At 72.5% G+C, this 25,697-nt stretch carries 21 protein-coding genes and 1 pseudogene; 12 read left to right on the plus strand and 10 right to left on the minus strand.

The window, feature by feature from the left end; all coding sequences use genetic code 11:
• Positions 1 to 105: 105 nt before the first annotated feature.
• From ACIRPP_RS30560 to ACIRPP_RS30570, 3 genes are all read right to left on the minus strand, one after another.
• Positions 106 to 1,743, minus strand: a complete 1,638-nt coding sequence (locus tag ACIRPP_RS30560) for an alpha/beta hydrolase (RefSeq protein WP_403649579.1) — start codon at positions 1,741 to 1,743, stop codon at positions 106 to 108.
• A gap of 465 nt (positions 1,744 to 2,208) precedes the next feature.
• Positions 2,209 to 3,078: a class I SAM-dependent methyltransferase gene (locus ACIRPP_RS30565; protein ID WP_403649582.1), complete on the minus strand. Its 870-nt coding sequence runs from the start codon at positions 3,076 to 3,078 to the stop codon at positions 2,209 to 2,211.
• Between the two features lie 271 nt (positions 3,079 to 3,349).
• Positions 3,350 to 3,427 carry a 50S ribosomal protein bL37 gene (locus ACIRPP_RS30570; protein WP_382554740.1) on the minus strand — a complete coding sequence of 26 codons (78 nt, stop codon included), beginning with the start codon at positions 3,425 to 3,427 and terminating at the stop codon, positions 3,350 to 3,352.
• Positions 3,428 to 3,762: 335 nt separating this feature from the next.
• Here ACIRPP_RS30570 and ACIRPP_RS30575 point away from each other — a divergent pair, with 335 nt between their 5' ends.
• Positions 3,763 to 5,064 (plus strand): GAF domain-containing protein, encoded by a 1,302-nt coding sequence (locus ACIRPP_RS30575; protein WP_403649585.1) that lies wholly within the window; start codon positions 3,763 to 3,765, stop codon positions 5,062 to 5,064.
• A gap of 156 nt (positions 5,065 to 5,220) precedes the next feature.
• Positions 5,221 to 6,744 (plus strand): aldehyde dehydrogenase family protein, encoded by a 1,524-nt coding sequence (locus ACIRPP_RS30580; protein WP_403649588.1) that lies wholly within the window; start codon positions 5,221 to 5,223, stop codon positions 6,742 to 6,744.
• A gap of 164 nt (positions 6,745 to 6,908) precedes the next feature.
• Here ACIRPP_RS30580 and ACIRPP_RS30585 read toward each other — a convergent pair whose 3' ends face one another.
• A complete protein-coding gene (locus tag ACIRPP_RS30585) occupies positions 6,909 to 7,931 on the minus strand; it encodes a LacI family DNA-binding transcriptional regulator (protein WP_403649591.1) in 1,023 nt (340 codons plus the stop codon).
• Positions 7,932 to 8,338: 407 nt separating this feature from the next.
• Here ACIRPP_RS30585 and ACIRPP_RS30590 point away from each other — a divergent pair, with 407 nt between their 5' ends.
• From ACIRPP_RS30590 to ACIRPP_RS30605, 4 genes are all read left to right on the plus strand, one after another.
• A complete protein-coding gene (locus ACIRPP_RS30590) occupies positions 8,339 to 9,649 on the plus strand; it encodes an extracellular solute-binding protein (protein WP_403649594.1) in 1,311 nt (436 codons plus the stop codon).
• Positions 9,646 to 10,548 carry a carbohydrate ABC transporter permease gene (locus ACIRPP_RS30595; protein WP_403649597.1) on the plus strand — a complete coding sequence of 301 codons (903 nt, stop codon included), beginning with the start codon at positions 9,646 to 9,648 and terminating at the stop codon, positions 10,546 to 10,548. Before ACIRPP_RS30590 ends, ACIRPP_RS30595 begins: the two co-directional genes overlap by 4 nt.
• 1 nt (position 10,549) lies before the next feature.
• Complete coding sequence (locus tag ACIRPP_RS30600) at positions 10,550 to 11,446, plus strand: carbohydrate ABC transporter permease (RefSeq protein ID WP_403649600.1); 897 nt, start codon at positions 10,550 to 10,552, stop codon at positions 11,444 to 11,446.
• Between the two features lie 183 nt (positions 11,447 to 11,629).
• Entirely contained in the window at positions 11,630 to 13,999 is a 2,370-nt protein-coding gene (locus ACIRPP_RS30605) for a glycoside hydrolase family 3 N-terminal domain-containing protein (protein WP_403649636.1), read from the plus strand.
• Between the two features lie 185 nt (positions 14,000 to 14,184).
• Here ACIRPP_RS30605 and ACIRPP_RS30610 read toward each other — a convergent pair whose 3' ends face one another.
• On the minus strand, positions 14,185 to 15,375 hold the full coding sequence (locus ACIRPP_RS30610; RefSeq protein WP_403649603.1) for a fumarylacetoacetate hydrolase family protein: 1,191 nt from the start codon (positions 15,373 to 15,375) through the stop codon (positions 14,185 to 14,187).
• A 52-nt stretch (positions 15,376 to 15,427) separates the two neighbouring features.
• Positions 15,428 to 17,164 (minus strand): IlvD/Edd family dehydratase, encoded by a 1,737-nt coding sequence (locus tag ACIRPP_RS30615; RefSeq protein WP_403649606.1) that lies wholly within the window; start codon positions 17,162 to 17,164, stop codon positions 15,428 to 15,430.
• 149 nt (positions 17,165 to 17,313) lie between these two features.
• Between ACIRPP_RS30615 and ACIRPP_RS30620 the strand changes: the two genes are divergently transcribed.
• From ACIRPP_RS30620 to ACIRPP_RS30640, 5 genes are all read left to right on the plus strand, one after another.
• Complete coding sequence (locus tag ACIRPP_RS30620; RefSeq protein WP_403649609.1) at positions 17,314 to 18,030, plus strand: FadR/GntR family transcriptional regulator; 717 nt, start codon at positions 17,314 to 17,316, stop codon at positions 18,028 to 18,030.
• A 116-nt stretch (positions 18,031 to 18,146) separates the two neighbouring features.
• Positions 18,147 to 18,728, plus strand: a complete 582-nt coding sequence (locus ACIRPP_RS30625) for a 1,4-alpha-glucan branching protein (RefSeq protein ID WP_403649612.1) — start codon at positions 18,147 to 18,149, stop codon at positions 18,726 to 18,728.
• 189 nt (positions 18,729 to 18,917) lie between these two features.
• Entirely contained in the window at positions 18,918 to 19,127 is a 210-nt protein-coding gene (locus ACIRPP_RS30630) for a DUF2945 domain-containing protein (protein WP_403649615.1), read from the plus strand.
• Between the two features lie 23 nt (positions 19,128 to 19,150).
• Positions 19,151 to 19,666, plus strand: a complete 516-nt coding sequence (locus ACIRPP_RS30635) for a DUF488 family protein (RefSeq protein ID WP_403649638.1) — start codon at positions 19,151 to 19,153, stop codon at positions 19,664 to 19,666.
• Positions 19,667 to 19,756: 90 nt separating this feature from the next.
• Complete coding sequence (locus tag ACIRPP_RS30640; protein WP_403649618.1) at positions 19,757 to 20,863, plus strand: DUF475 domain-containing protein; 1,107 nt, start codon at positions 19,757 to 19,759, stop codon at positions 20,861 to 20,863.
• A gap of 39 nt (positions 20,864 to 20,902) precedes the next feature.
• On the opposite strand, the gene ACIRPP_RS30645 is transcribed toward ACIRPP_RS30640, so the two are convergent.
• Both ACIRPP_RS30645 and ACIRPP_RS30650 read right to left on the minus strand, forming a co-directional pair.
• Complete coding sequence (locus tag ACIRPP_RS30645) at positions 20,903 to 21,715, minus strand: alpha/beta fold hydrolase (protein ID WP_403649621.1); 813 nt, start codon at positions 21,713 to 21,715, stop codon at positions 20,903 to 20,905.
• 149 nt (positions 21,716 to 21,864) lie between these two features.
• Entirely contained in the window at positions 21,865 to 22,848 is a 984-nt protein-coding gene (locus tag ACIRPP_RS30650; protein WP_403649624.1) for a trypsin-like serine peptidase, read from the minus strand.
• A gap of 300 nt (positions 22,849 to 23,148) precedes the next feature.
• On the opposite strand from ACIRPP_RS30650, the gene ACIRPP_RS30655 reads away from it, so the two are divergent.
• The gene (locus ACIRPP_RS30655) at positions 23,149 to 23,820 is read left to right on the plus strand and encodes a methyltransferase domain-containing protein (protein WP_403649627.1); all 672 of its coding nucleotides are present in this window, start codon (positions 23,149 to 23,151) and stop codon (positions 23,818 to 23,820) included.
• A 64-nt stretch (positions 23,821 to 23,884) separates the two neighbouring features.
• Here the strand turns inward: ACIRPP_RS30655 and ACIRPP_RS30660 are convergent, their stop codons facing one another.
• Positions 23,885 to 24,283 carry an ASCH domain-containing protein gene (locus ACIRPP_RS30660; protein ID WP_403649630.1) on the minus strand — a complete coding sequence of 133 codons (399 nt, stop codon included), beginning with the start codon at positions 24,281 to 24,283 and terminating at the stop codon, positions 23,885 to 23,887.
• A gap of 126 nt (positions 24,284 to 24,409) precedes the next feature.
• Positions 24,410 to 25,280 (minus strand): annotated as a pseudogene (locus ACIRPP_RS30665) (GNAT family N-acetyltransferase).
• Positions 25,281 to 25,697: the final 417 nt, after the last annotated feature.

A 25,697-nucleotide genomic window follows, 5' to 3' on the forward strand; every position in this document is an offset into this window, starting at 1 on the left:
GCGGGACCCGGGGGTCGGCTCCCGCCGTTCTCAGGTCTCGGGCCGCCCGGAGGCGGCCGGCCTCACGCCTCTCACGCCCGCGGCGTCCGCCGCTCCGGGTCAGGGTCAGGCCGTCCGGGCACCGCCCTCCGCCGTGCCGCCCCCTCCGGAGGCGACGCCGCCGCTCGGCCTGGGGTCGGCGAAGGGCGGCGTGTCCGGACGGCACGTCGTTCCGGCCGGGGGAAGGACGCCGTCGACGAGGTAGCGGCTCTCGTGTGCGTTGGTGCAGCTGCTGGGGTTCAGCAGGGTCGTGTGGCCGTTGCCCTCGACCGTGAGGAGACGGGCGTCGGCCAGGTGCTCGACCATGGCCTCGGCGGCTTGGTGCGGCGTGGACGGGTCGTGGGTGGTGCCGATGATCAGGAGAGGGTTGGCGGTCGGTGTGTTCCACGGGCCGCGGTAGGGGTCGGCGGCGGTCGCCGGCCAGGCGGTGCAGCCGAAGGTGGCCCAGGTCCAGTGGCGTCCGACGTCGCCCGCTCGCGCGGCGCTCTCCTCCTCCAGGCCGTGGTAGACGCCGGGGTCGCGCGGGTTGGGGCTGTCGCCGCACAGCACGGCGGTGCTCTGTTCCTCGCCCGTGTACGGGGTGGGGTTCTTCACCGGGGGCGGGGGCGGGAACGCGGCCGGCTGCGGTTCACGGCCCTGCGACAGCTCCTGCAGGACGCGGGCGACCTCCGTCCATCCGGGGTGCACCACGTAGAACCCGCTGACCATGGCACTGACCGTGCGGGCGTAGGTCCAGGGGCCGATCGGCCGGTCGCGGAGCCGTTCCATCAGCCGGTCGTACTTGGCCCGGGTGGCCTCCGGGCTGCCGGCCGAGAAGGCGCAGTGGGCGGTGGTCGTGGACCCGCACAGGGTCAGGAACTGGTCCAGGACGCCTGCCGCGCTGAGGTCCGAGCCCAGGCGCGTGAAGCTGGTGCTCCGGGCAGCGTCGGCGGAGCCGTTGTTCGTCCAGGCAGAGGGGTTCCAGTCGCTGTCGAGGACCATCGCGCGGACCTTGCCGGGGAACAGGTTGGCGTAGGTGGCGCCCAGGTAGGTGCCGTAGGAGTTGCCGCGGTAGGTGAGCTGCTCGTCACCGACCGCGCGGCGGAGCAGGTCCAGGTCCCGGGCGGTGTCGGCGGTCGACACGTGGCGCAGGAGGTCGGCGTCGCGCTTCTCGCAGTTGCGGGCCAGTTCCTCGTATGCGGCGGTCGAGGCCTTGCGCTCCTTCGCCCCGACCGGGAAGCCGGCCGCCTTGGTCTCCTCCCACGCGGCTGCCTCCTCGGGGCTGCCGAAGCAGTTCACGGCGGTGCTGTTGCCGATCCCGCGAGGGTCCCAGCTGACGATGTCGAATCGCTCCCGCACCTCGCGGGGGAACGCCTCGTAGTTCTGCGGCATCTGCACGGTCCCGGGCCCGCCGGGTCCGCCGGGGTTGAAGAAGAGGGTGCCGATGCGCCGGGCGGGGTCGGTCGCCTCGCGTTTGACGACGGCCAGTTCGATGGTGCGGCCGGCGGGGTTCCGGTGGTCCAGGGGCACCTCGGCCGTCGCGCAGTCGAACGGGCTGCCCGCGACGCAGGGCTGCCAGTCCAGCTCCGGGACGGGCACATCGGAAGTCGGACCGCCCCCGGCGGCGGCGAAGTCCGGGCCGGTCAGGGTGACGGAGCAGGCCACCACTGCGGCGACGACCACGGCGCGGCCACGGCGGCCCGCGGTCGCTCTGGATATGTGCATGCCTTGTCCTTCCACGAGGGGGCCGGACGCCCTGCTGCGGCTGCGCGGACGTCGGCGGCGCATTCGTGTCCACCCCACAGGCAGGCCGTGCGACCGGCGAGCCGGCCGGAGCCGAATGGCCCACCCCGGGCCCCGGTGCGGCCCGCGCGACCTGCGAGTGGCCGGCCGCGAACTACCGGGGGCGGGCTGGGCTCGCGCCCGGGCTCACGCTCGGGCTCTGGCTGGGGGCGCGGCGTCACTGCCCCGGTTCGGCAGTGGCCTCCGGGAAGGTCCAGCACGACAGAGGGGGCCAGGGCGCGCGCTGAGAGCGACCCCGGTCCGGTGGTGTGCACCACCAGGGTCGTGACGGGGTCTCCGGGCGACGCGAGGGTCTCGAACGCGACGGTCAGGTCTCCGTGACCGGGGCGGTCATCGGGACCGGTGACGGAGTGCGGCGGCTGCGGGGCGTTGGGGGGCCGGTCGCCCTCACGCCCCGGGGCCGGGTACAGGGCCGCCCGGCCGGACGGCTGTCACGAGCCAGTGGCGGGCCATGAGGCGGACTCCGTCGTCCGTCTCGTAGGCGCGGAACGCCTCGGTGGCCGCCTCCCGGGCACGGTCGACGGCGTCGGGGGCGGCATCGCGGAGCCAGTGGCGCATGGGGCCCCAGCCGAACAGGAACGTCGCGGCGTCCGCCGCGTCGGGGCCCCACCCTTGCGGTACTTCGACCGGTTCCACGCTGACGTCGTCGAACCCGGCGTCCGTCAGGACGCGTTCGGCGCGTGCCGGGTCGGCGAAGGCGGCGGGGCCCGTCTCCGCCGGAGCGGACAGATCGGGCAGCGTGACGTGCTCCGCGACCGCCGCGAAGATCACCGCCTGGTCCATCCGGAGCACGGACTGCGGGCAGACGAAGGCGATCCGCCCGCCCGGCCGCAGGGCGCGCCGGATGTTGGTGAAGGCGGCGACCGGGTCGGCGAAGAACATGACCCCGAAGCGGCTCACCGCGACGTCGAACGACGCCTCGTCGAAGGGGTGGACCTGGGCGTCGGTCCGGAGGTGGGAGACGTTGTCGAGGTGCTCCTCGGCCGCGCTCGCCCGGGCCCTTTCCAGCATGGGCTCCGACAGGTCGACGCCGACGACGTGGGCCGCGGTGCGGGCGGCCAGCCGGGTCAGGCGGCCGTTGCCGCAGCCGATGTCCAGGACCCGGTCCGTGTCACGGATGCGGGCGGCGTCGAGGAGCGGGGCGTTGGCGGGATCGTTGAGCGCGTCGTAGCGCGCCTGGTGCTCGGCCCAGTGCCGGCCCTCGTAGCCGTTCCACGCCTCGGACTGGTGGGTGTTCACGATCCGGTTCTCGGCCATGCCCCACATGGTGCCCCAAGAAGGAGCGGGTGGCGGGCCTGCACGGCCGGGGGCCCGGGCCCGTCGGGAAACCGCCGGGTCGGGTGCGGCACGGAGGAGTCCGGACGTCCGGTGCCGTGCCCGGGGAGGATCCGGTCGGCGCGGGGTGCGGTCGCCGGACGGGGATGCCGGGCAGCGGCGCCGGGCGGGCCGGCGGGACGGCAGACGTGCGGTCCGCACGTCTCCCGTCCCGCCGGTGGGCGGAGGAACTCCGCCTAAGCGCGCAAGGGGCTCAGGACTGCGGACGCTTGCCGTGGTTCGCCGCGCTCTTGCGACGCGCCTTCTTCTTCCGACGCCTCTTGGACGACATGTGCATCTCCCTTGTTGCTGGTGGGACTGGTGTCACTCCCCCGCGGGTCCGGGACCTGCGGGGGATGAACGACACATTGTGCCCCGGGACCTCCTGGGTGGCGAATCGTGATCGCCGGCCGCGCGTCCCGGCCCCTGCCGGGTTCCCACCTGCGGTGATGTCATGACCGGTTTTCCTTCCCGCGCGCCGGTACGGCGTCGCGTCCCCGGCCCGCTCACGAGGCCGGTCGGGGCGGGTGGTCGCGGCACGGGCAGGGACTGTGGGTCGGCACGGTTGTCGCCGGGCCCGGCCCGGGCCACGATGTCCCCAGCACATCGCCCCCGCGGGAGGCCAAGGTGACCGATTCCTGGGTGGCCCTCGAGCCAGGAGCCGACCCTGCCGAGCGTGTGCGCGCCCTGCACCGGGCGCATGCGGCGTTCACCGAGGCGGGCACGGTGCCGCGTCCGGTGCGCGGTGTGGTCGCCGATTCCTGGCGGCGGTCGGCACGCGCGGGCGTCCACCCGGACGGCAGCGCCGACATCGAACTCGCGGACAGCGACCTCGGGACCTGTCGCTCGGAGCACCCACTGGCCCATGTCATGCCGCTGATGCGGGAGTTGCTGGGGTCGTTCGCCGCCGACGGCCGGCATCTGCTGGCGGTGTGCGACGCGCACGGCAGGCTGCTGTGGGTGGAGGGCCACGCGACGACGCTGCGGCAGGCGGAGCGGATGAACTTCGTGCCGGGCGCCCGGTGGTCGGAGAGCGCGGTGGGAACGAACGCACCCGGTACCGCCGTCGCCGTGGGCCGTGCGGTGCAGGTGTTCGCGGCCGAGCACTTCGTACGGCGCGCGCAGCCATGGACGTGTGCGGCGGCGCCCGTGCACGACCCCCGGACGGGGCGTCTGCTGGGCGCGGTGGACATCACCGGCGGGGACGGGCTCGCCCACCCGCACAGTCTCGGATTCGTGCAGGCCGTGGCGCGCGCCGCGGAGTCCCAGCTGGCGCTGCTCGCCCCTCGGGGTCCGGCGGCGGGGGGTGCCGGGATCGAGGTCCTGGGACGTGACCAGGCCGTGCTGAGGACGGCCGGGCGCACGCTGCGGCTCAGCCGACGGCACAGCGAGATCCTCGTCCTCCTCGCCGCGCACCCCGAGGGTCTGACCGGCGACGAACTGCTCTGCGCCCTGTACGAGGACGAGTCGGTGACCCCGGTGACGCTGCGCGCGGAGCTGGCCCGGCTGCGTCAGGCCCTCGACGCGGGAGGCACGGGCCCGGCGGCCCCCGGCCTGCTCGCGTCGCGTCCCTACCGGCTCACCGAGCACCTGGAGTCGGACCTCGCCGCCGTCGAACGCCGGCTCGCGGCGGGTGCGGTCACCGATGCGCTGGCCTTCTACCGGGGACCGTTGCTGCCCTCCTCCCAGGCACCGGCGGTCGTCCGGCTCAGGCGGCGTCTCGCGGACGGCCTGCGGGCGGCGCTGATCGCCCGCTCGGATCCCGACCTGCTGGCCGACTGGGCCCACGCGCCGTGGGGCGAGGACGACCTGGACGTGTGGCGGGCGCTGGCGGCGGCCCGGCCCACGGCCACCCATCGGGCACGTCTTGCCGCGCTGGAGGCCGAGTTGGGAGTCCCGGCCGGCCCGTGGCGGCCCGGCGGGAGGTAAGCCGCCCAGTTCTCGGGGCCTACCCCGGCGCACCCCCTCCGGCGAACGAGAACGTGGTGACGCGGTCACGCAACGTGGATGCAACGTCCGCCTCCCTACGCTCCGGCGCGGAGCTGCCCGACGGCGGGCAGCGCTGCTGAGGGAGGCCTGTTCCGCATGACCCGATACGCGGCGCCCGGGAGCGAGGGCGCGATCGTCTCCTACCAGTCCCGTTACGACCACTACATCGGCGGGGAGTACGTGCCGCCGGTCAGGGGTCAGTACTTCGAGAACCCGAGTCCGGTGAACGGGCAGCCGTTCACCGAGGTGGCGCGCGGCACGGCGGAGGACGTCGAGGCGGCCCTCGACGCGGCCCACGCGGCGGCGCCCGGCTGGGGGCGCAGGGCGGCGGCCGAGCGGTCCGACATCCTGCTGAAGATCGCCGACCGCATGGAGGCCAATCTGGAGGCGCTCGCGGTCGCGGAGAGCTGGGAGAACGGCAAGCCCGTGCGGGAGACGCTGGCGGCCGACATCCCGCTGGCCATCGACCACTTCCGCTACTTCGCCGGTGCGGTGCGCGCCCAGGAGGGCTCGCTGAGCGAGGTCGACGACGACACGGTGGCCTACCACTTCCACGAGCCGCTGGGCGTCGTCGCGCAGATCATCCCGTGGAACTTCCCCGTCCTGATGGCGACCTGGAAGCTGGCGCCCGCCCTGGCGGCCGGCAACGCGGTCGTCCTCAAGCCCGCGGAGCAGACGCCGGTGTCCATCCACTTCTGGCTGAGCCTGGTGTCCGACCTGCTGCCGCCCGGGGTGCTGAACATCGTCAACGGCTTCGGGCCGGAGGCCGGCAAGCCGCTCGCGTCCAGCCCGCGGGTCGCGAAGATCGCCTTCACGGGTGAGACGACCACCGGACGGCTGATCATGCAGTACGCGGCCGAGAACCTGAAGCCGGTCACGCTGGAGCTGGGCGGCAAGTCGCCGAACATCTTCTTCGACGACGTGTGGGAGAAGGACGACGAACTGCGCGACAAGGCCCTCGAGGGGTTCACCATGTTCGCGCTGAACCAGGGCGAGGTGTGCACCTGCCCCTCCCGCGGGCTGATCCAGCGGGGCAACTACCCCGACTTCATCGCGGCGGCCGTCGCCCGCACCGAACTGATCAAGCCCGGCCACCCGCTCGACACCGACACGATGATCGGCGCTCAGGCGTCGAGCGAACAGTTGTCCAAGATCCTGTCGTACATCGACATCGGCCGCGACGAGGGCGCCAAGATCCTGACCGGCGGTGAACGCGCCGAGTTCGACGGCGAGTTGAAGGGCGGCTACTACGTCCGGCCGACCATCTTCGAGGGCGACAACCGGATGCGGGTCTTCCAGGAGGAGATCTTCGGTCCCGTCGTCTCGGTGGCGTCGTTCGACGACTTCGACGACGCGATCAAGATCGCCAACGACACGTCGTACGGTCTCGGCGCCGGCGTGTGGACCCGCGACATCAACACGGCCTACCGGGCCGGCCGGGCCATCCAGGCCGGCCGCGTCTGGACGAACTGCTACCACGCCTACCCGGCGCACGCGGCGTTCGGCGGCTACAAGCAGTCCGGGATCGGCCGGGAGACGCACAAGATGATGCTGGACCACTACCAGCAGACGAAGAACCTGCTGGTCAGCTACTCGCCGAAGAAGCTCGGCTTCTTCTGAGGGCTCCGGTGCACGCGCGTGGCGGTCCGCACGGTGTCGTGCGGACCGCTGCCGTGCTGCCGGCCGTCGCGAGGACGGACGAAACGGGGGCGGCCGAAACGGGGGCGCGCGAAGCTGGGGCGGTCAGGGGGCCGGTGGAGCCGGGGCCGCTCCTCCGTGGTCGTTCACGGGGTCGTCTCCTCGCGGGGCGGCGCCGTGGAGGCGCGGACAACGAGTTCGGTGGCGAGTTCGACGTGGTGGGAGTCGAGTTTCTCGCCGTTGGCCAGCCGCAGAGCGGTCCGCAGTGCGGCGGCGCCCATCTCGCGCAGGGGCTGGCGGACGGTGGTCAGGGGTGGTGAGGCCATGCGGGCGAGGCTGGTGTCGTCGAAGCCGACCACACTCAGGTGCTCGGGGACGCGCAGGCCGCGGACGCGGACCGTCTCGATGACGCCGACGGCGATGTCGTCGTTGCCCGCGAAGACGGCCGTCGGCGGCTCGTCCAGGTCCAGGAGTGCCGCGGCACCGAGCAGACCGGTCTCGTAGGTGAACTCGCCGGGCCGGACGTAGGCGTCGGGGACCGGGGCGCCCTCCGCCTCCATGGCGGCGCGGTAGCCGTGCAGGCGGGCCTGGTTGCCGACGGCCATGGCCGGTCCGCCGAGGTAGGCGATGCGGCGGTGGCCCAGGGACAGCAGGTGCCGGGTCGCGGTCAGACCGCCGGCGAAATTGGTCGCCCCGACGCTGTTGACCCGGCTGTCCGGCAGGTGCAGCGGGTCCAGGACGACCAACGGCAGGCCGGCCCGGGCCAGTTCGTTCATGTGGGCCGTGGTGTACACGCTGGTGACGGCGATGACGGCGCGGCGGCCCGCGGAGACCAGGTCCCGGGCCCAGTGCGGGCGGTGGGACGCCTTGCTGATCACCACGGAGGCGCCCAGCTCGGCCGCGGAGTCGACGATGCCTTCGAGGGTCTCCGCCACGTAGGCGCGCAGGCCGCCCTGGAACTGGACCTCGATGGTCGGGCTCTCGACGGCCTCGGTGTGACGGAACACGGGGGCCAGGTAGTGGTGCTGGTGCAGCAGTTCCTGCACCCGCGTGCGGGTGTGCGGCGCCACGTCACCGCGGCCGTTGACCACTTTGGACACGGTGGCGACGGAGACACCGGCCGCCTGGGCGATGTCCGCCAACGTGGTGCGCCTGGCATTCGGTCGCATCGGTTCCTCTCAACTGTCCGTCCCACCGGTGCGGTGAGCCGCCGGGCCCGGCCGGCCACGCGGGTGGAGCCGGTCAAACCGTACGGCAACGCGGCAGGCGCGGCGGCGGGCATCCGGTCGGCTGTGTGACCTGGGCGGACCGTGTGCGGCCGGCGTCCACCCGCATGATCCTCTCCCCCGGTCCCCTGGCTTTCGAAACATTTTCGACGTTCCCGGGGTCGTGCGCCAGACATCCGCAATCACTGTTTCACCGCTTACTTGCGCCCAACAACCTGTGTGTGCATACGCCTTGACACCGACGAACCTCGAAACCTAATTTGCACGGACAGAGCTCGGAGACAGCCCTTTTCGAAAACCTTTCACCTCGACTCACGAGCAGCCGATGGCTCTCGAGTGCGGAGAATGACATGGCGCTCTCCCGACGTACCCTCCTCACCCTGGCCGCCGGTGTGCCGGTGTCCGCGGCGCTGGCGGCCTGCGGTTCGTCCGGACCCGGCAAGAGCAGCGGCGGCGCGACGTACTGGTACCTCAACGGCCAGCCGCAGGAAGGGGTCCGGGCCGGCGCGGTGGACGCCTTCAACAAGGCCCACCCCGACCAGCAGATCAAGGACACCACCTTCCAGAACGACGCGTACAAGACGAAGATCAAGACCGCGATCGGAGCCGGGCAGGCGCCCACCATCATCTGGGGCTGGGGCGGCGGGACGCTGCGCACCTACGTGGAAGGGGAGCAGGTCGAGGACCTCACCTCGTGGTTCGACGAGAACTCCGCGGTGAAGGAACGGCTGTTCCCGTCCTCGTTCGGCGCGGCCACGGTCGACGGCAAGATCTACGCCATGCCGTGCGAGACGGTGCAGCCGATCATCCTCTACTACAACAAGAACGTCTTCGAGAAGGTCGGCGTGAAACCGCCGGAGTCCTGGGACGACATCATGGCGCTCGTGCCCAAGTTCAACGCCAAGGGCATCGCACCGTTCTCGCTGGGCGGCCAGTCCCGGTGGACGAACATGATGTGGCTGGAGTTCCTGTTCGACCGCATCGGCGGTTCCGAGGTGTTCCAGGCCGCCATCGAGGGCGAGAAGAACGCCTGGTCGCACCCGGACGCCATCACGGCGCTCACCAAACTGCAGCAGCTGGTCGAGGCCGACGGGTTCGTCAAGGGCTTCTCCTCGATCACCGCGGACTCCAACGCCGACCAGGCGCTGCTGTACACCGGCCGGGCCGCGATGATGCTGCACGGCGCCTGGTCGTACGGCATCCAGCAGACCGACGGCGGTGACTTCGTCTCCAGCGGCGCGCTGGGCTACATGACCTTCCCGCCCGTCGAGGGCGGCAAGGGCGATCAGAGCGTCACCGTGGGCAACCCCGCCCAGTACCTGTCCATCTCGGCCAAGGCCAGTGCCGAGCAGAAGAAGATCGCCAAGGACTTCTTCGCCACCGGTGTCCTCCAGGACGCGGAGGTGGAGAAGTGGATCGGCAACGGGTCGGTGCCGATCCGGCTCGGCACGGAGAAGCTGCTGGCCGCCTCCGACAACGCCGACTTCCTGAAGTTCACGTACGACATCGCCAGCAAGGCCAAGGTGTTCGTCCAGTCGTGGGACCAGGCGCTCAGTCCGACGGCCGCCGAGACACTGCTGGACAACATCGTCAAGCTGTTCCAGCTGTCCATATCTCCGCAGCAGTTCGCCGGCAACCTCAACGCGGTCACCGCCGCATGAGCTCGCCCGCCACCCACCCGCAGCGACGCGAACCACGCAGCATCCTGCCGTGGCTGGCGGTGCCGGCGCTGCTGATGTTCGTCGGCTTCGCGGTGATCCCGCTCGTCGGTGTCTTCGCGCTGAGCTTCACCACGTGGGACGGGATCGGCGACATCCAGCTGTCGGGGCTGACGAGTTGGCGTGCGGTGCTCACCGATCCGGGGCTGCCGCACGCCCTCTGGGTGACGTTCCTGGTGATGGCCGTGTCCTGGGCCGTCCAGACACCGCTCAGCATTCTGCTCGGCACGTTCATGGCCGGTCGTCAGCGCTACCGTGCGGTGCTGGGCGTGGTGTACTTCGTGCCGCTGATGCTCAGCTCGGCGGCGATCGCGATCGCCTACAAGGCCCTGCTCGACCCCAACTTCGGCCTCGGTGCCGGGCTGAAGATCCGCCTGCTGAGCCAGGACTGGCTGGGGCGGCCCGGGCTCGCCTTCGGGGTGGTCGTCTTCGTGGTCTCCTGGCAGTTCATCCCCTTCCACTCCCTGATCTACCAGGGCGGGGTGCAGCAGATCCCGAAGTCCCTCTACGAAGCGGCGCAGTTGGACGGTGCCGGGAAGGTCCGGCAGTTCTTCAGCATCACGCTGCCGCAGCTGAAGTACACCATCATCACCTCGTCCACCCTGATGGTGATCGGGTCGCTGACCTTCTTCGACCTCATCTTCGTGCTGACCGAGGGCGGCCCCGGTGACGCCACCCGGGTCCTCGCACTGGACATGTACAAGCGGGGTTTCCAGGCCAGCCTGATGGGACCGGCCAGCGCCATCGCGGTGATCCTGGTCCTGGTGGGTCTGGCTCTCGCCCTGCTGCTGCGCCGGCTCGGCGGCCGGGACGCCGCCGCGAGCCAACTCGAGGGGGCCTGAGATGACCACCATCCTGACCGACCGGCGGCGACCGCAGAAGGTCGCCCCCGGCGAGCAGCGGCGCCCTCCGCGCCCGCCTACGGCCCGGCGCAACTGGCTGGGCGGACTGGCCGGATGGCTGTGGCTGGTCGTGGTCGCCGTCCCCCTGTACTGGACCCTCATCACCAGTCTCAAGGCGCAGAGCCAGTACTACGCGAGCAACCCCCTGGTGCCGTCGGGCGACCCGACACTGGACAACTACCGGCTGGTCGTCGAGTCCGACTTCCTGCGCTACTTCGTCAACAGCGTCGTCGTCACGGCCGGCGCCGTCGTGCCGGCGGTCGCGATCTCCTTCATGGCGGCCTACGCCATCGTCCGCGGCTGGCGCACGCGGACCCTGCGCGCGATGAACGGCCTGTTCCTGATGGGCCTGGCGATCCCCCTGCAGGCGACGGTGATCCCGGTCTACCTGATCATCATCAGGCTGCAGCTGTACGACAGCCTGCCGGCGCTGATCCTGCCGTCGATCGCCTTCGCCATTCCGCTGTCCGTGCTGGTCCTCACCAACTTCATCCGCGACGTCCCCAAGGAACTGTTCGACTCGATGCGGGTCGACGGCGCCACCGAGTGGACGACGCTGTGGCGGCTGGCGGCGCCGCTCACCCGGCCCGCCATCCTCACCGTGACCATCTTCAACGCCCTGACCATCTGGAACGGATTCCTGCTGCCCCTGGTCCTCACCCAGAGCCCCGACCAGCGGACCCTGCCGCTGGCGCTGTGGACCTTCCAGGGCCAGTACGGGGTCAACGTCCCCGCCGTCCTGGCCGCCGTGGTCCTCACCACGCTGCCCGTCCTGGTGCTGTACGCGTTCGGCCGGCGTCAGCTGCTCAGCGGCCTCACCGCCGGATTCGGCCGTTGACCGAGGCCGGGGCCGGGGGCGTGACCGGGCGCCGCCGCCCACGCCGACGCGGAGGCGCGGGTCACCGGCAGTGGTGCCCGGACCGCTTCCGCCCCGTGTCCCGTCCTGCTCGTCCACCTGTCCGTCCGCCCGCGGGTCCCCGGTCGAGGGGCCGAGAGGCGTAGGAGGAAAGTGAACACCGACATGGCCGTGGAGAACACCCCCGGACTCCCCCGGTGGAACGACCCCAGCGTTCCCGTGACCGCCAGAGTCGACGCCCTCATCGGCGCGATGACCCTGGAGGAGAAGACCGCCCAGCTGTACGGCGTGTGGGTGGGCGCCTCCGACCAGGGCGGTGAAGTGGCCCCGCACCAGCACGAGATGGAGGAGGCCGTCGACCTGGACGCCCTTCTGCCGGACGGGCTGGGCCAGTTGACCCGCCCCTTCGGCACCGTCCCCGTGGATGCCGCCGTGGGCGCGCTCTCCCTGGCCCGTACCCAGGCCCGCATCGCCGCCACGAACCGGTTCGGCATCCCCGCCCTCGCGCATGACGAGTGCCTGGCGGGATTCGCCGCCTGGGGCGCCACCGCCTACCCGGTGCCGCTGTCCTGGGGCGCCGCCTTCGACCCCGGGCTGGTGCGCCGGATGGCCGCCGCCATCGGCCGCGACATGCGGTCCGTCGGCGTCCACCAGGGCCTCGCCCCCGTCCTCGACGTGGTGCGTGACGCCCGCTGGGGCCGCGTCGAGGAGACCATCGGCGAGGACCCGTACCTCGTCGGCACCATCGGCACCGCCTACGTGCAGGGCCTGGAGTCCGCCGGCATCGTCGCCACCCTCAAGCACTTCGCCGGCTACTCCGCCTCCCGCGCCGGCCGCAACCTGGCGCCTTCCTCCGTGGGCCCGCGCGAGCGCGCCGACGTGCTGCTGCCGCCGTTCGAGATGGCGGTCCGGGAAGGCGGCGCCCGGTCGGTGATGAACGCCTACACCGACACCGACGGCATGCCCTCGGCGGCCGACGAGGCCCTGCTGACCGGGCTGCTGCGGGACACCTGGGGCTTCGACGGCACCGTCGTCGCCGACTACTTCGCCATCGCCTTCCTCAAGACCCTGCACGGCGTCGCCGCCGACTGGGCCGACGCCGCCGGCACCGCGCTGCACGCGGGCATCGACGTGGAACTGCCCAACGTCAAGACCTACGGCGCGCCGCTGACCGAGGCCGTCGCCGACGGCCGCGTACCGGAGAAGCTCGTCGACCGGGCCCTGCGCCGGATCCTCACCCAGAAGGCGGAACTCGGCCTGCTCGACGCGGACTGGACCCCTCTCCCGCCCGCGCTCGACGGCATCGGCCGGGACGATCCCGAGGCGCTGCGCGGCCGGGTCGACCTGGACGGCCCGGAGAACCGCGCGCTGGCCCGCACGCTCGCCGAGGAAGCGGTCGTGCTGCTGAGCAACGACGGCACCCTGCCCCTGGACCGGCCGCGCCGCATCGCCCTGATCGGTCCCAACGCGGACGAGCCCGTCGCCGTCCTGGGCTGCTACTCGTTCCCGCAGCACATCGGCGTCCGCCATCCCGGGACCCCGCTCGGCATCGGTCTGCCCACCCTGCGCGACACCCTCACCGCCGAGTTCCCCGAAACCGAGATCACGGTGGCCCGCGGCACGGGCGTCGACGACGGAGACCTCTCCGGCATCCAGGACGCCGTGCGGGCGGCGCGCGAGGCCGACATCGCCCTGGTGGTGCTCGGCGACCGGGCCGGGCTGTTCGGGCGGGGCACCAGCGGCGAGGGATGCGACGTCGGGTCACTGGTGCTGCCCGGCGCCCAGCAGCAGCTCCTCGACGCCGTGCTCGACCTGGCCACACCTGTCGTCACCGTGCTGATCGCGGGGCGGCCGTACGCGCTCGGGCGTGCCGTGGAGGAGTCCGCCGCGATCGTGCAGTCCTTCTTCCCGGGCCAGGAGGGCACGCACGCGATCGCCGGGGTGCTCAGCGGCCGGACCAACCCCTCGGGCCGTCTCCCGGTCGGTGTGCCGCGCGGTCCGGGCTCCCAGCCGTCCACCTACCTCGGGGCGCGGCTCGCGCAGGCCAGCGACGTCTCCAGCATCGACCCGACCCCGGCGTTCGCCTTCGGGCACGGCCTGTCCTACACGCGGTTCGACTGGACGGACCTGACCGTGGACGCCGACGAGGCGCCGACGGACGGCGAGTTCACCCTCGCCTTCACCGTGCGCAACACGGGCGGGCGGGCCGGGACGGAGGTCGTGCAGCTCTATCTGCACGACCCGGTCGCGTCGGTCGTGCAGCCGGTGCAGCGTCTCGTCGGGTACACCCGCGTGGACCTGGAGCCGGGCGAGGCCCGGCGGCTGCGCGCCACGGTCCCGGCCGACGTCGCCTCCTTCACCGGCCGCGACGGCCGGCGCATCGTCGAACCGGGCGTGCTGGAGCTGCGGTTGGCGGCCTCCAGCGCGGATGCGCGGCTCACGGCGCAGGTCGCGCTGACCGGGGCCGAGCGCCAGGTGGACCACACGCGGCGCCTGCACGCCCCGATCGGACCGGAGCCGGCCGGCCGGGCATGAACCCCCGGTGTGCGCGGCGCTCGTCGCGTCGGCGTCGACGGCGGCGCGCACACCGGGCTGCGCCGCCCGGGACCACCGGGCTGCGTGGCCGGGGCGGGGCGGGGCGGCCTTGCCGGTGGGTCCCGACCGGCATCAGGCGCCCCGCGCCCGCCCCGGGCCGCTCCCACCCGTCCCCTCTCGTCGGCTCACAGCACTCCGCGCCGGGCGAGGTGGCGCATCAGCTCCCGTACGCCGAAGGTCCACGGCGCGGCCTGTTCGCTGGGCACGACGGTGTTGACCAGGGCGCCGAGCCGCGGGCTGGAGATCCGCACGACGTCGCCGTACTCGTGGGTGAATCCCGCGCCGGGTGCCTTGCGGTCCTCGGTCGGCGCGAACAGCGTGCCGGTGAACAGCACGAAGCCGTCCGGGTACCGGTGGTGCGGGCCGTAGGTGGCCGCCACCAGGTCCAGTACGTCGCGGCTGATCTCCCGCAGGGTGCTGCTGCCCCGCAGGACGTAGCCGTCCGTGCCCTCGACGCGCAGGTCGATGTCGAGCCCGCGGACGGCGTCGAGACCGAAGCCGTCGTCGAGCAGGCGGACGAACGGGCCGATCGCGCACGAGGCGTTGTTGTCCTTGGCCCGGGACAACAGCAGGGCGCTGCGTCCCTCGATGTCGCGGAGGTTGACGTCGTTGCCGAGCGTCACGCCGCGCACCCGGCCGCGCGGGTCCACGACGAGGACGGCCTCGGGCTCGGGGTTGTTCCACACCGACGCGCCCAGCACTCCGACCTCGGCGCCGGTGCCGACCGCGGACAGGACGGGGGCCTTGGTGAACACCTCGGGGTCCGGTCCGATCCCGACCTCCAGGTACTGCGACCACAGGCCCTCCGAGACGAGCAGGTCCTTCGCTCTGGCCGCCTCGGGTGTGCCGGGGCGGATACCGTCGAGCGCGCCGCCCACCACCTGGCCCACGCGGGCCCGTACCCGCGCGGCCTGCGCCGGGTCGCCGCCCGTGCGCTCCTCGATGACGCGTTCCAGCAGACTGCGGGCGAAGGTGACACCCGCGGCCTTGATCACCTGCAGGTCGACGGGGGCGAGCAGGTGCGGCACGTCGGGGCGGCCGGGCGGGGCGGCGAGCAGGTCGTCCAGCCGCCAGGCGCGCCCGCCGTCGGCCGCCGCGACGACCGCCGCCGCGTCGTCGCGTTCCATCAGGTCGGCGACGGTCGGTGCGACGGCCGTCAGGTCGACGACGTGCTCGCCGCGGACCGCGGCCACGCACGGCCCGCCGTACTCCGGGTCGTGGACGCGTGCGACGAGCGCGGCCCGGTCGACGTCCTCGGGAAGGACGGTGGCGGCGGTGAGGACCGGACGGGGGTGCTCTGCTGCTGCCGGTTCCACGATCGGTGCTCTCCCGGTTCTGGTCGGTGACGCGGTCGTACGGGGGCGGTGGTCAGTGGGAGTCGCGAGGGACCTCGTGTCCGCGGCTGCCGCGCAGGAAGCCGAAGTCGGCGCCCCGGTCGGCCTGTTCCACGTGCTGGGTGTAGAGCCAGGTGTAGCCGCCGGTGTACCGGTCGGCGGGTGCCGTCCACTGCTGTCGGCGTCGCTCCAGCTCGGCGTCGTCCACGTCCAGGCGCAGGGTGCGCGCGGGGACGTCGAGGACGACGACGTCGCCGTCGCGCACCAGGGCGAGAGGTCCGCCGACGGCGGCCTCGGGTGCCACGTGCAGGACCACCGTGCCGTATCCGGTGCCGCTCATCCGGCCGTCGCAGACCCGCACCATGTCGGTGACGCCGGCCTTCAGCAGCTTGGCGGGCAAGGGGACGTTGGAGACCTCGGGCATGCCCGGGTAGCCCTTGGGGCCGGCGTTGCGGATGACGATGACCGTGTTCTCGTCGACATCGAGTTCCGGATCGTCCGCGACCGCGTGGTAGGCCTCCGGGGAGTCGAAGACGCGGGCGGGTCCGCGGTGGGTGAGCAGGTGCGGTGAGGCGGCGGACTGCTTGATGACGGCGCCGTCGGGGCACAGGTTGCCGCGGAGGACGGCGATGCCGGTGCCGGCCGGCTGGAAGGGGGCGTCGAGGGGGGTGATGACGTCGGCGCCGAGGCGTTCGGCGTGCTCGGTGTTCTCGGCGACGGTGCGTCCGGTGACGGTGATCTGCCCGCCGTGCAGCAGTCCGCCGCCGAGCAGTTCGGCGAGGACGGCGGGCAGGCCGCCCGCGTAGCAGAAGTCCTCCATGAGGTAGCTGCCGCTGGGCATCAGGTTGACCAGGGTCGGCACCGCGCGGACCAGGTCGTCGAAGTCCTTCAGGGTCAGTTCGACGCCGACGCGTCCGGCGAGGGCCGACAGATGGATGAGCGCGTTGGTGGAGCCGCCGATGGCCGCGTTGACCCGGACGGCGTTCTCGAACGCCTCCCGGGTCAGGATCCGTGAGGGGCACAGCTCCTCCTCCACCATCGTCACGATGCGCTGCCCGGCCGTCTGCGCGATCTCCATCCGCCGGGAGTCGACCGCGGGCCAGGCCGCCGAGCCCGGCAGCTGCATGCCGAGCGCCTCGGCCACGCAGGCCATCGTCGAGGCGGTGCCCATCGTCATGCAGTGCCCGTTGGAGCGGGCCATACAGCCTTCCGCGAAGAAGCACTCCTCCTCGGTCATCCGGCCGGTCTTCAGGTCCTCCTCGAACTTCCACACGTGGGTGCCGGACCCGACGTCCTGTCCGCGGTACTTGCCGTTGAGCATCGGCCCGCCGGTCACCATCACGGCGGGCAGGTCGACGCTGGCGGCGCCCATGAGCATGGCGGGAGTCGTCTTGTCGCAGCCGGACAGCAGCACGACACCGTCGAGCGGGTTGGCCCGGATCAGCTCCTCGACCTCCATGGCCATCAGGTTGCGGTAGAGCATGGCGGTGGGGCGCATCAGGGTCTCACCGGTGGCCATGGTGGGGAACTGCAGCGGCAGGCCGCCCGCCTGCCACACCCCGCGCTTGACGGCCTCGGCGACGCGGGTCAGGTGGGCGTTGCACGGGGCGAGTTCCGAGGCGCTGGTCGCGATGCCGATGACGGGACGCCCGTCGAACACCTCGTGCCCGAACCCCTGGTTGCGCATCCACGAGCGGTACAGCATCCCGCTGCGGCCCTGCGCGCCGAACCATGCCTGGCTTCGGCGGCTCGGCTTCCGGCCGTCGGTCATAGGGGCCCTCCCGTGCTCTGGCGTCGTCCGCTTCGCGGTGGGGTGCTGTGCGGGGCGGGCCCAAGGGCCGTACCCTGAGGGACAATCATTAAATGATTCGATGAATGGCGTCCAGGGGGTGAACGGAGATCGTGGTCTCCTTCCTGACCATGCATCAGCGCGTGGTCGACGAGATCGGGCGGCGCATCGCGTCCGGGGCCTGGGCGCCCGGCGACGCGCTGCCGGTCGAGGACGCGCTCGCAGCCGGGATCGGCGTCAGCCGAGGGGTGGTGCGGGAAGCGGTCAAGGCGCTGGTGGCCAAGGGGATGCTGCACGTGCGCCCGCGCACCGGTACGCGCGTGCTGCCCCCCGAGCAGTGGAACCACCTGGACCGTGACGTGCTGCGCTGGAAGCAGGCCGAGGACGCCGCCGCCCTGCTGCGCGACACGGCCGAACTGCGCCGGATCGTCGAGCCGGAGGCGGCCCGGCTCGCCGCCGAGCGGGCCGGGCCGGAGCACGTACGCGTCCTGTACGAGGCCCTGGCCGCCATGGAGGCCGCGGCGGCCGAGCCGGACCGGGACGGCTACATCGAGGCCGACATCGCCTTCCACCGGGCCCTGCTCGACGCCGGCGGCAACCGTCTCCTCGGCTCCCTGGGCCGCGCCGTCGACATCGCGCTGGAGCACAGCTTCCACGTCAGCACCCGGACCCCTGGTGCGGTGGAGGCCTCCCTGCCGGTGCACCGCGCCGTCGTCCGCGCCGTCGAGACCCGCGACCCCGGGGCCGCCGCGGCCGCCGTCCTGGCCATCATCGACGCCGCCGACGAGGAGATCGCCCAGTCACCCGACAGGCCGAGCGGTGGGGGTCGCAAGGGCGGGTCCGCCTGAATCGGTTGCCGCAGGCGGGACTTCGGGGTGAGCGCGGGTTTCGCCAGTCGCGCGGCAGTAGGTTCGGTCGCAGGCCCCCGGCTGACGGGCCGGGGCGCGCACCCGAGGGAGTTCGTGTGTCAGTGATCCACCGCACCACCATGACGCCCACCAAGCTGGAACTGCTCACCGAGTGGCTGCCGAAGCAGAGTTGGTACCAGGGCCGGGAGGGTTCGGCGGACCTGGTGCGGGCCGGCGGGTTCCGGCTGGACGATCCCGAGGGCGCGGTCGGGATCGAGTTCATGGTGGTCGTGGACTCCGCCGCGCAGGACCCCGTGGCGTATCTGGTGCCGATGAGCTACCGCGGTGCTGCCCTGGAGGGTGCACCGGGCGAGGCGCTCATCGGGAGGGCGGAGCACGGGGTGCTCGGCAGCCGGTGGATCTACGACGGGGCGCATGACCGGGTGGTGACGGAGCAGTTGGCCGCCTTGGTGCGCGGTGACGCGGTGCCGCAGCATCAGAGCAGGAGCGACACCGCCGACCCGTCGGTCACCGTGCTCGGCGCCCCCGGCACCGGGGCCGGGGGCGGGGTTCGGGTGCACCGGGTTCTCCGGCCGGTGGAGGAGACACCGGGTTCCTCCGGGTGCGTGGTCGCCGGGTGGACGTGGCCGGACGGGACGGCAGCCCGGGGTGTGTTCGCGTCCGTGGCGACCGGGTGACCCGGTCCCCCCGGGGGCCGGGCGGGCTGCCTGCGACGCAGGGCGTCGCCCGGCCCCCCGGGGGCGCCCTCCCGTAGGGGCCGGGGGCAGGCGTGACGGGGCCCTGCGGACGGGTACCCGTTCGCGAGCGGGGCGGTCCGAGCCGACACTGAAGACGTTCCGAGGTCGCGAGGGAAAGGGGAGCAGCACATGACGCAGCAGTTCGCCGTCGGTGATCACGTGCGGTGGAATTCCGAGGCGGGTCATGTCCAGGGCGTCATCGTGAAGAAGCACACCCGTGACGTGACGTTCAAGGGGCGCACCCGTCACTGCTCGGAGGACCATCCGCAGTACGAGATCAAGAGCGACAGGACCGACCACATCGCGATGCACAAGGGTGACGCGCTGACGAAGGCGTGAGGGGGCGGGCGGTGAGGCATCCCGTGCACACCGTGGGGCATTCCACCCGGACCTTCGACGAGGTGCTGGAGATGCTGCGCGCCCATGACATCACCTGTCTGGTCGATGTGCGCTCGTTCCCGTCGTCGCGGAAGCATCCGCAGTGGAACCAGGCGGCGATCACCGAGGCGTTGCCCTCCGACATCGGATACCGGTGGATCCGGCAGCTCGGCGGGCGCAGGCACACGCCCAAGGGTGTGCCCAGCGAGAACGGCGGGTGGCGGGTCAAGGCGTTCCGTGACTACGCCGACCACATGGCCGGTGAGGAGTTCGCGGCGGGGCTGCGGGAGCTGCTGGAGCTGGCGGAGGAAGGGCGTCCGGTGATCATGTGCAGCGAGGCGGTGCCGTGGCGCTGCCACCGGCGGCTCATCACCGACGCGCTGCTGGTCGCGGGCGTGGAGGTCGTGCACATCATGTCGCGTACGGCGTCGAAGCCGGCGGCCCTCAACGAGCTGGCGCGGGTGCGGGACGGGCGGCTGACGTATCCGCCGCCGGACTGAGGACCGGCGTCCCGTGGCACCCGGCCGGCGGCCGGGACGGACGGGACCGTCGGCGCGGTGGCGTGGCCGACGAGAGAAGAGAGTGCCGTTGTGCTGCTGAGGACGTTCCGCTGGGCCTTCGCCGTCACGGCTCTCGGCCTGGTCGCAGGGGCCCTGTACGGCGGCTGGGCGGCGCTGGGTGTGGTCGCCGTCCTCGGTGTCCTGGAGGTCTCGCTGTCGTTCGACAACGCGGTGATCAACGCCGGGGTCCTGAAGAAGATGAACGCCTTCTGGCAGCGGATCTTCCTCACCATCGGCATCCTGATCGCGGTCTTCGGGATGCGGCTGCTGTTCCCGCTGGTGATCGTCACCGTGAGTGCCGGACTGGCGCCGACCGAGGCCGTGAAGCTGGCGCTCACCGACAAGGCCCGCTACCAGGAGCTCGTCACCGACGCCCATCCGTCGATCGCCGCGTTCGGCGGCATGTTCCTGCTCATGATCTTCCTGCGTTTCGTCTTCGAGGAACGGGAGATCACCTGGCTGGGGCCGCTGGAGCGGCTGCTGGCCCGGTTCGGCCGGGTGGACATGCTGTCGGTCTGTGTCGCCCTGTGCGTCCTGCTCGTCGCCTCGGTGACCTTCGCCGCCCATGCACACCAGCACGGCGGCACCCACGCGGACAAGGCGCAGACGGTGCTCGTGTCGGGCATCGCCGGACTGATCACCTACCTGGTGGTGAGCGGGCTGTCGGGGTTCTTCGAGGACCGGCTGGCCCGGGAGGCCGGTGCCGAGGACACGGAGGCCGCGCAGCGGACGGAGGGCCAAGGTCCGGAGGGGGAAGGGCGGCCGGTGCTCGCACTGGCCGGCCGGGCGGCCTTCTTCACGTTCCTGTACCTCGAGGTACTGGACGCCTCGTTCTCCTTCGACGGTGTGATCGGCGCCTTCGCCATCACCAACGACATCGTCCTGATGGCTCTCGGGCTCGGCATCGGCGCCATGTACGTCCGGTCCCTCACCGTGTACCTGGTCCGCCAGGGCACCCTCGACGACTACGTCTACCTGGAGCACGGCGCGCACTACGCGATCGGCGCCCTCGCGCTCATCCTCCTGGTCAGCATCCGGTACGAGATCAACGACATCGTGACCGGCCTCATCGGGGTGACCCTGATCGGCGCGTCCTTCGTGTCGTCCGTACGGCGCAATCGCGCGCTGAGCGGGTGAGGGGCACCGGACTCCGAACGGGACGGCCGTAGAGCGCGGTCAGGCGGAGCCGCCGCCCGCGCCGGCCGGGGCGGTGGCCCGCCGGACGGGGAGCAGGGTCTCCACCGGCGTGCCGGCGAGGTGGTCGAGGACCAGCCGGTTGAGCAGGGCGGGCTTCTCCAGGGGCACGGTGTGGGAGCTTCCGGGGACGACCGCCAGCTGGGAGCCGGGGACGGCACGGTAGAGGTCAATCGTGTGTTCGAGGGTGATCAGGTCGTCGTCGCCGACCAGGACCAGGGTGGGCGCCTCGATCCGGGCCAGGTCGTCGGTGGTGAGGGCCGGCTGGGTGCGCCACATGTCGACGACCTTCCGGGCCACCTCCGGCCAGTGGCCGGCGCCGTCCGGTGTCACGGCCTCGTACAGTTCCCGGAAGAAGGCCATGTCGGGGCTCTCGGGGCGCATCCGGTCCAGCATGGCGGGGTCCGCCCAGCACTCGGCCCCCGGCCGGAAGTTCGCCCCGATGACCACGAGGGTGCGGACCAGGTCGGGCCGGGCGAGGGCGACCAGCAGGGCGACGACGCCGCCGTCGCTCCATCCGACCAGGTGGGCGGGCCCGTCGACGACCGTGTCGATGAAGGCCGCGGTGTCGTCGGCCATGTCCCGGTACGACATCGGCCCGGGCACGTCGGGCGTGTGTCCGTGTCCCCGGCGTTCGGGCAGGAAGACGCGGTGGGCGGCGGCGAGGTCGGTGCGCTGGGCGCCCCAGGTCTCGTTGGTGCACAGGCCCCCGTGCAGCAGGACGAGCGGCTCGCCGGTGTCGCCCTCGGTCTCGTACCACACAGGGAGATTGGGAAGCTGCACGTAGTCGCCCATGGCCGACCCTTCCGACGGGTGCTGCCGACGTGTCGTCGGCCCGGCGTCAAGTCTCGGCCGCGGGGCGGGCGCCGCGCAACGCGAACGGGCGCGCGGTGGCGTGCCCGGCCGCCGGGCCGGACACGCCACCTTCCGTTCCTCGGCGCCTCCTAGGAGGTCTGGGCCCTGTCGTACAGGGCGCGTGCCACGTCCCCGAAGTACGGGCCGAACATGCGGTTGGGCAGGAAGGTGTAGCCGAAGCTGTTCACCGAGACCTGGAGACCGGTCCCGGTCGCCTCGTCGAAGCCGGTGAACCAGGGGCCGCCGCTGGAGCCGCCGGTCATGTTGCAGCCGAGGCTGTGGTCCTGGGAGAAGAGGAAGTCCTTGGAGCTGTTGCCGCTGCAGTGGATGAGCTTCGAGCCGTCGTACGGCGAGGCCGCGGGGAAGCCGAAGGCGTACATCGGCTTGTTGTAGCCGCCGTTGAACTGGATGCCCTGCGCCCCGACGACGGAGGTGAGGGTACGGCCGTTCAGCGGGGTGACGACGGCGGCTCCGACGTCGTGGTTGATGTCCTCGCTCGCTTCCCACTGCGGGGTGGTCAGCGTCCTGGTGGCGGTCCACTGGCCGTACGGGGCGTTGCCGTTGTCGTAGCCGGGCACGAAGACCCAGTTGGTGTGCCAGCTGCCCTGGTACTTCACGCAGTGCCCGGCGGTGATGACCGTGCTGGCGTTCTGGCTGGTGACGGCGTTGCCGGAGCAGGAGGCGGTGCGGCCCTGGAAGGTGAAGAAGACCCGGCCGGACGTCCGGACCACCGCTCCCCCGCCGGTCCAGGGCCCGCCGGCCTGCGGGAAGGAGGCGGGGGCCACGCCCGGCACGACGGTGGTCGTCTTCCCTTGGGGCGCGGGCCTGAGGCTCTTGGCGGCGTCGGGTGTGAGGTGCAGGTCGAGGGGCTTGGCCTCGCGCATGCGGTCCGGTGTCCAGTAGGCGCGCGCGGCCTGTTGCTGCGCGTGCGGGACCGGGTGGGCGGCGGCCTCCGGTGCAGCCCCGGACGGGTGCGAGGGTGCCGCGCCCGCGGTGCCGGCGCCGGAGAGTCCAGCGGCGAGGAGGGCCCCGAGGGCCGTCAGGATGCCCGCAGCGGTGCGGTTGCGTCTCACGCATGCCTCCTTCTGCCGTGCCCGGGGTCCGCGCGGGTCCGGGCAGGGTGGGGGGAACGAAGAGCGGTGCGGATGGACGTGCGTGACGCAGAGTCCCACGAAAACCTGCACTTGTCAGGGGCGCGACAAGAGATTGTCCTGTCGGCGGCCCCTCCGGCCCGTTGACCGCCGGTCCGCCCGGGGCCTGGTGGCGCGGCGGCGGAACACGCTTCGGGGGTAAGGGCGTTGGGGGCTGGACGCGCGGCGCGCATCCCGTGCCTGCGGTCGTTCACACGCGTGCGGCCGTCCTAGGGTGGGCCGATGCGCACACACCATCACATCGACCGGCCGGACGATCTCGACACGGTACGCGAGTCCTACGACCGGGCGGCCGACAACTACGCCCACATGGTGGTGACGACCGGGATCGGCGACATCCGCCGCCATCCGTGGCTCAAAGCGTCGATCGACGCCTTCGCCGACTCCGTGGGCGACCTCGGCCCGGTCCTCGACGTCGGCTGCGGACCCGGGACCGTCACCGCCTACCTCGCCGAACGCGGGCTGGACGTGTCGGGGGTGGACCTCTCCCCCCGCATGATCGAGAACGCCCGCCGGCTGCACCCGCAGTGCCGTTTCGACGTCGCCTCCGCGACCGATCTCGACCTCGGTGAGGCGACCCTCGGCGGGGTGCTGGGCTGGTGGTCCCTGTTCAACCTCCCGCGTGAGGTGCTCCCCCAGGTGCTCGCCCTGTTCGCGCGCGCCCTGAAGCCGGGCGGCCACCTCATCACCGCCACCCACGTCGGCGACGACGACGTGCTGCGCACCGAGGCCTACGGCGGGGTGCCCGTCCGGTGGACGACCCACCAGTGGCGGCCGGAACGTCTCGTGGAGCTGATCGAGGCGGCCGGCCTGCGCCCGGTCGCCGAACTCCGCCTGCCCGCCGACGAGCACACCGGACCGGGTGTGGTCGTGATGGCCCGGCGACCGGGCTGAGAGGACCCGGGGAGCGGCCCGGAGAGCGGTGGCCGACCGGTCCTGGCCGTCCGTCACCGCACGGTCACGAGGGCGCCACCACGCGGAACGTGATGCACACGACCGGGGTGTCGTCGTCCACGGTCGCGCCCTCGCCCTGCCAGAAACGGAGGTGGCCGGTGCGCCAGGCGTCCAGGGAGGCGTCGCCCTCGCCCTCCGCGAGGGCGTGCTCCCAGGGGACGTCGGCGAAGGAGCACCGCGTCACCCCGGTGACGTCCAGCGTGGCGACGCGCCTGCCGTCGTCGTCCAGCAGGGCCAGCCGCTCGCCGACGTACTCCAGGCCCTCTGCCTCCTCGGCGTATTCGGCCATCAGCCCCGTCGTGGCCGTCTTTTGGCCCGCCAGGACAAGGGAGTTCAGCCGGGCTCGCATCTCGCCCGGTGCGCCCAGCTCCAGGGCCCGCATGCCGTCGACGCGTGGCCACATGGCCGCTCACCCCTACTCACTCGGCCGCGCGCGTCGGCGCGGGTGGACACAGGTCGGTCATCATGGCGTGCGGCGCACGTCCTGCCACGTTCCCGCCCGGCAGGCGGAGCAGGAGGGGCGGCGCCCTCACCCTGCGTCACGGTACCGGTCGCGGACCTCGGGGCATCTGCGGAAGCCGGCCGACTCGTAGGTGGCGACGGCACCCGCGTTGGCGCTCGGGGTGCACACCAGCGCGCTCGACGCGCCGAGTTCGCGCAGGGCCGCCGCGGCAGCGACGGTGACGGCCCGGCCGTGGCCGCGGCCCCGGTGGTCCCGGTGCACGCCCATCGGTTCGAGCAGTCCGGGCCTGCCCGGCCCGGCCGACCACACCGTCACCACCGCGACCGCCTCGTCCCGTTCGTCGTACGCGACCAGGCACCGGGCGTCCGCGTACGGCACCCCGGACGCCATCGCGTGCCAGCGCTCCTCGGTGAACGTCGACCCGGTGAACGCGGCCCGCTGGAGGGCCGCCCGCACGGGCGCCGTCTGCGGCCCCACGACCTCGATGCGCAGCCCCGGGTCCGGCACGGGGTCCGCGAGGTCGCGGCGGAGGCGGTGTCCACGGTTCGTCGGTGCCCCATCCCGCCTCGGCCAGCACCTTCTGGAGGAGTGCGTCCGCGGGCGCCTCGATGCTGACGCGGCCCGCGGGGAGCACGCCGCGCTCCGGTGCGGACGCGTCATCGGCCACGTGCCGGGCCAGTTCCTCGTCCTGGCGGGCGTCCGGGGCGGTCGTCAGCCGCAGCAGTCCGGGGCCGTCCAGCAGTCCCACGGCGAGGATCCGGCCGTCCCGGCGCCACGTCCTGACCGCCGCGGCCGTCGCGTCCGCCCCCATGCGCCAGTACCAGCCCAGGTCTCCCGGGTGCAGTTGCATCACGGCCCCGTCGTCCTGCCACTCCCGCAGGACGGCCACGGCCTCGCTCAGCCCGTCGGCCCCCGGCTCGCTCAACGCTAGGGTCATGCGCCCGATCACACACCACGGGTACGGTCGGCCGCACTCGATTTCCGGCCCGGCGACCCGCGCCCCGGACGGGTCGGGGCCGCGCGCTGCTCCTCGGGCGAGGCCCCGGGCACGCCGTCGGACACCCGTAGGGCCTTTCGTTCGGAGCACGCCGGGCCCGCGGGCCCCGGCACCGCGCCTCGCCGCGTTGTCGTCGGTTGTCAGGGCTCCGCCCTGCCACTCTCCTCCGCCTTGCGAGCCTCCCTCACTGCCTGAACGGCGTGGGAGGTACCCCCATCACCGGACCCCGCTCCCTGATCCGCCCTGATCCGAACGAGAGGCCCTAGTGACCTGAGTCGGAGATTCGTCGGCAGTAGGCGGCGACTTTGTCGAGGATCTCGTCGGCGGTCTTGGTCCAGATGAAGGGTCTGGGGTGCT

Source organism: Streptomyces sp. NPDC101219, assembly GCF_044767675.1.
Taxonomy (GTDB): domain Bacteria; phylum Actinomycetota; class Actinomycetes; order Streptomycetales; family Streptomycetaceae; genus Streptomyces.

Bases quoted from the DNA above. Each gene is read 5' to 3' on its own strand.
- ACIRPP_RS30560 (WP_403649579.1), bottom strand. From the start codon at position 1,743: ATGCACATATCCAGAGCGACCGCGGGCCGCCGTGGCCGCGCCGTGGTC.
- ACIRPP_RS30620 (WP_403649609.1), top strand. From the start codon at position 17,314: ATGCATCAGCGCGTGGTCGACGAGATCGGGCGGCGCATCGCGTCCGGG.
- ACIRPP_RS30600 (WP_403649600.1), top strand. From the start codon at position 10,550: ATGACCACCATCCTGACCGACCGGCGGCGACCGCAGAAGGTCGCCCCC.
- ACIRPP_RS30630 (WP_403649615.1), top strand. From the start codon at position 18,918: ATGACGCAGCAGTTCGCCGTCGGTGATCACGTGCGGTGGAATTCCGAG.
- ACIRPP_RS30565 (WP_403649582.1), bottom strand. From the start codon at position 3,078: ATGGCCGAGAACCGGATCGTGAACACCCACCAGTCCGAGGCGTGGAAC.
- ACIRPP_RS30585 (WP_403649591.1), bottom strand. From the start codon at position 7,931: ATGCGACCGAATGCCAGGCGCACCACGTTGGCGGACATCGCCCAGGCG.
- ACIRPP_RS30590 (WP_403649594.1), top strand. From the start codon at position 8,339: ATGGCGCTCTCCCGACGTACCCTCCTCACCCTGGCCGCCGGTGTGCCG.
- ACIRPP_RS30595 (WP_403649597.1), top strand. From the start codon at position 9,646: ATGAGCTCGCCCGCCACCCACCCGCAGCGACGCGAACCACGCAGCATC.
- ACIRPP_RS30645 (WP_403649621.1), bottom strand. From the start codon at position 21,715: ATGGGCGACTACGTGCAGCTTCCCAATCTCCCTGTGTGGTACGAGACC.
- ACIRPP_RS30655 (WP_403649627.1), top strand. From the start codon at position 23,149: ATGCGCACACACCATCACATCGACCGGCCGGACGATCTCGACACGGTA.
- ACIRPP_RS30605 (WP_403649636.1), top strand. From the start codon at position 11,630: ATGGCCGTGGAGAACACCCCCGGACTCCCCCGGTGGAACGACCCCAGC.
- ACIRPP_RS30580 (WP_403649588.1), top strand. From the start codon at position 5,221: ATGACCCGATACGCGGCGCCCGGGAGCGAGGGCGCGATCGTCTCCTAC.
- ACIRPP_RS30615 (WP_403649606.1), bottom strand. From the start codon at position 17,164: ATGACCGACGGCCGGAAGCCGAGCCGCCGAAGCCAGGCATGGTTCGGC.
- ACIRPP_RS30570 (WP_382554740.1), bottom strand. From the start codon at position 3,427: ATGTCGTCCAAGAGGCGTCGGAAGAAGAAGGCGCGTCGCAAGAGCGCG.
- ACIRPP_RS30660 (WP_403649630.1), bottom strand. From the start codon at position 24,283: ATGTGGCCACGCGTCGACGGCATGCGGGCCCTGGAGCTGGGCGCACCG.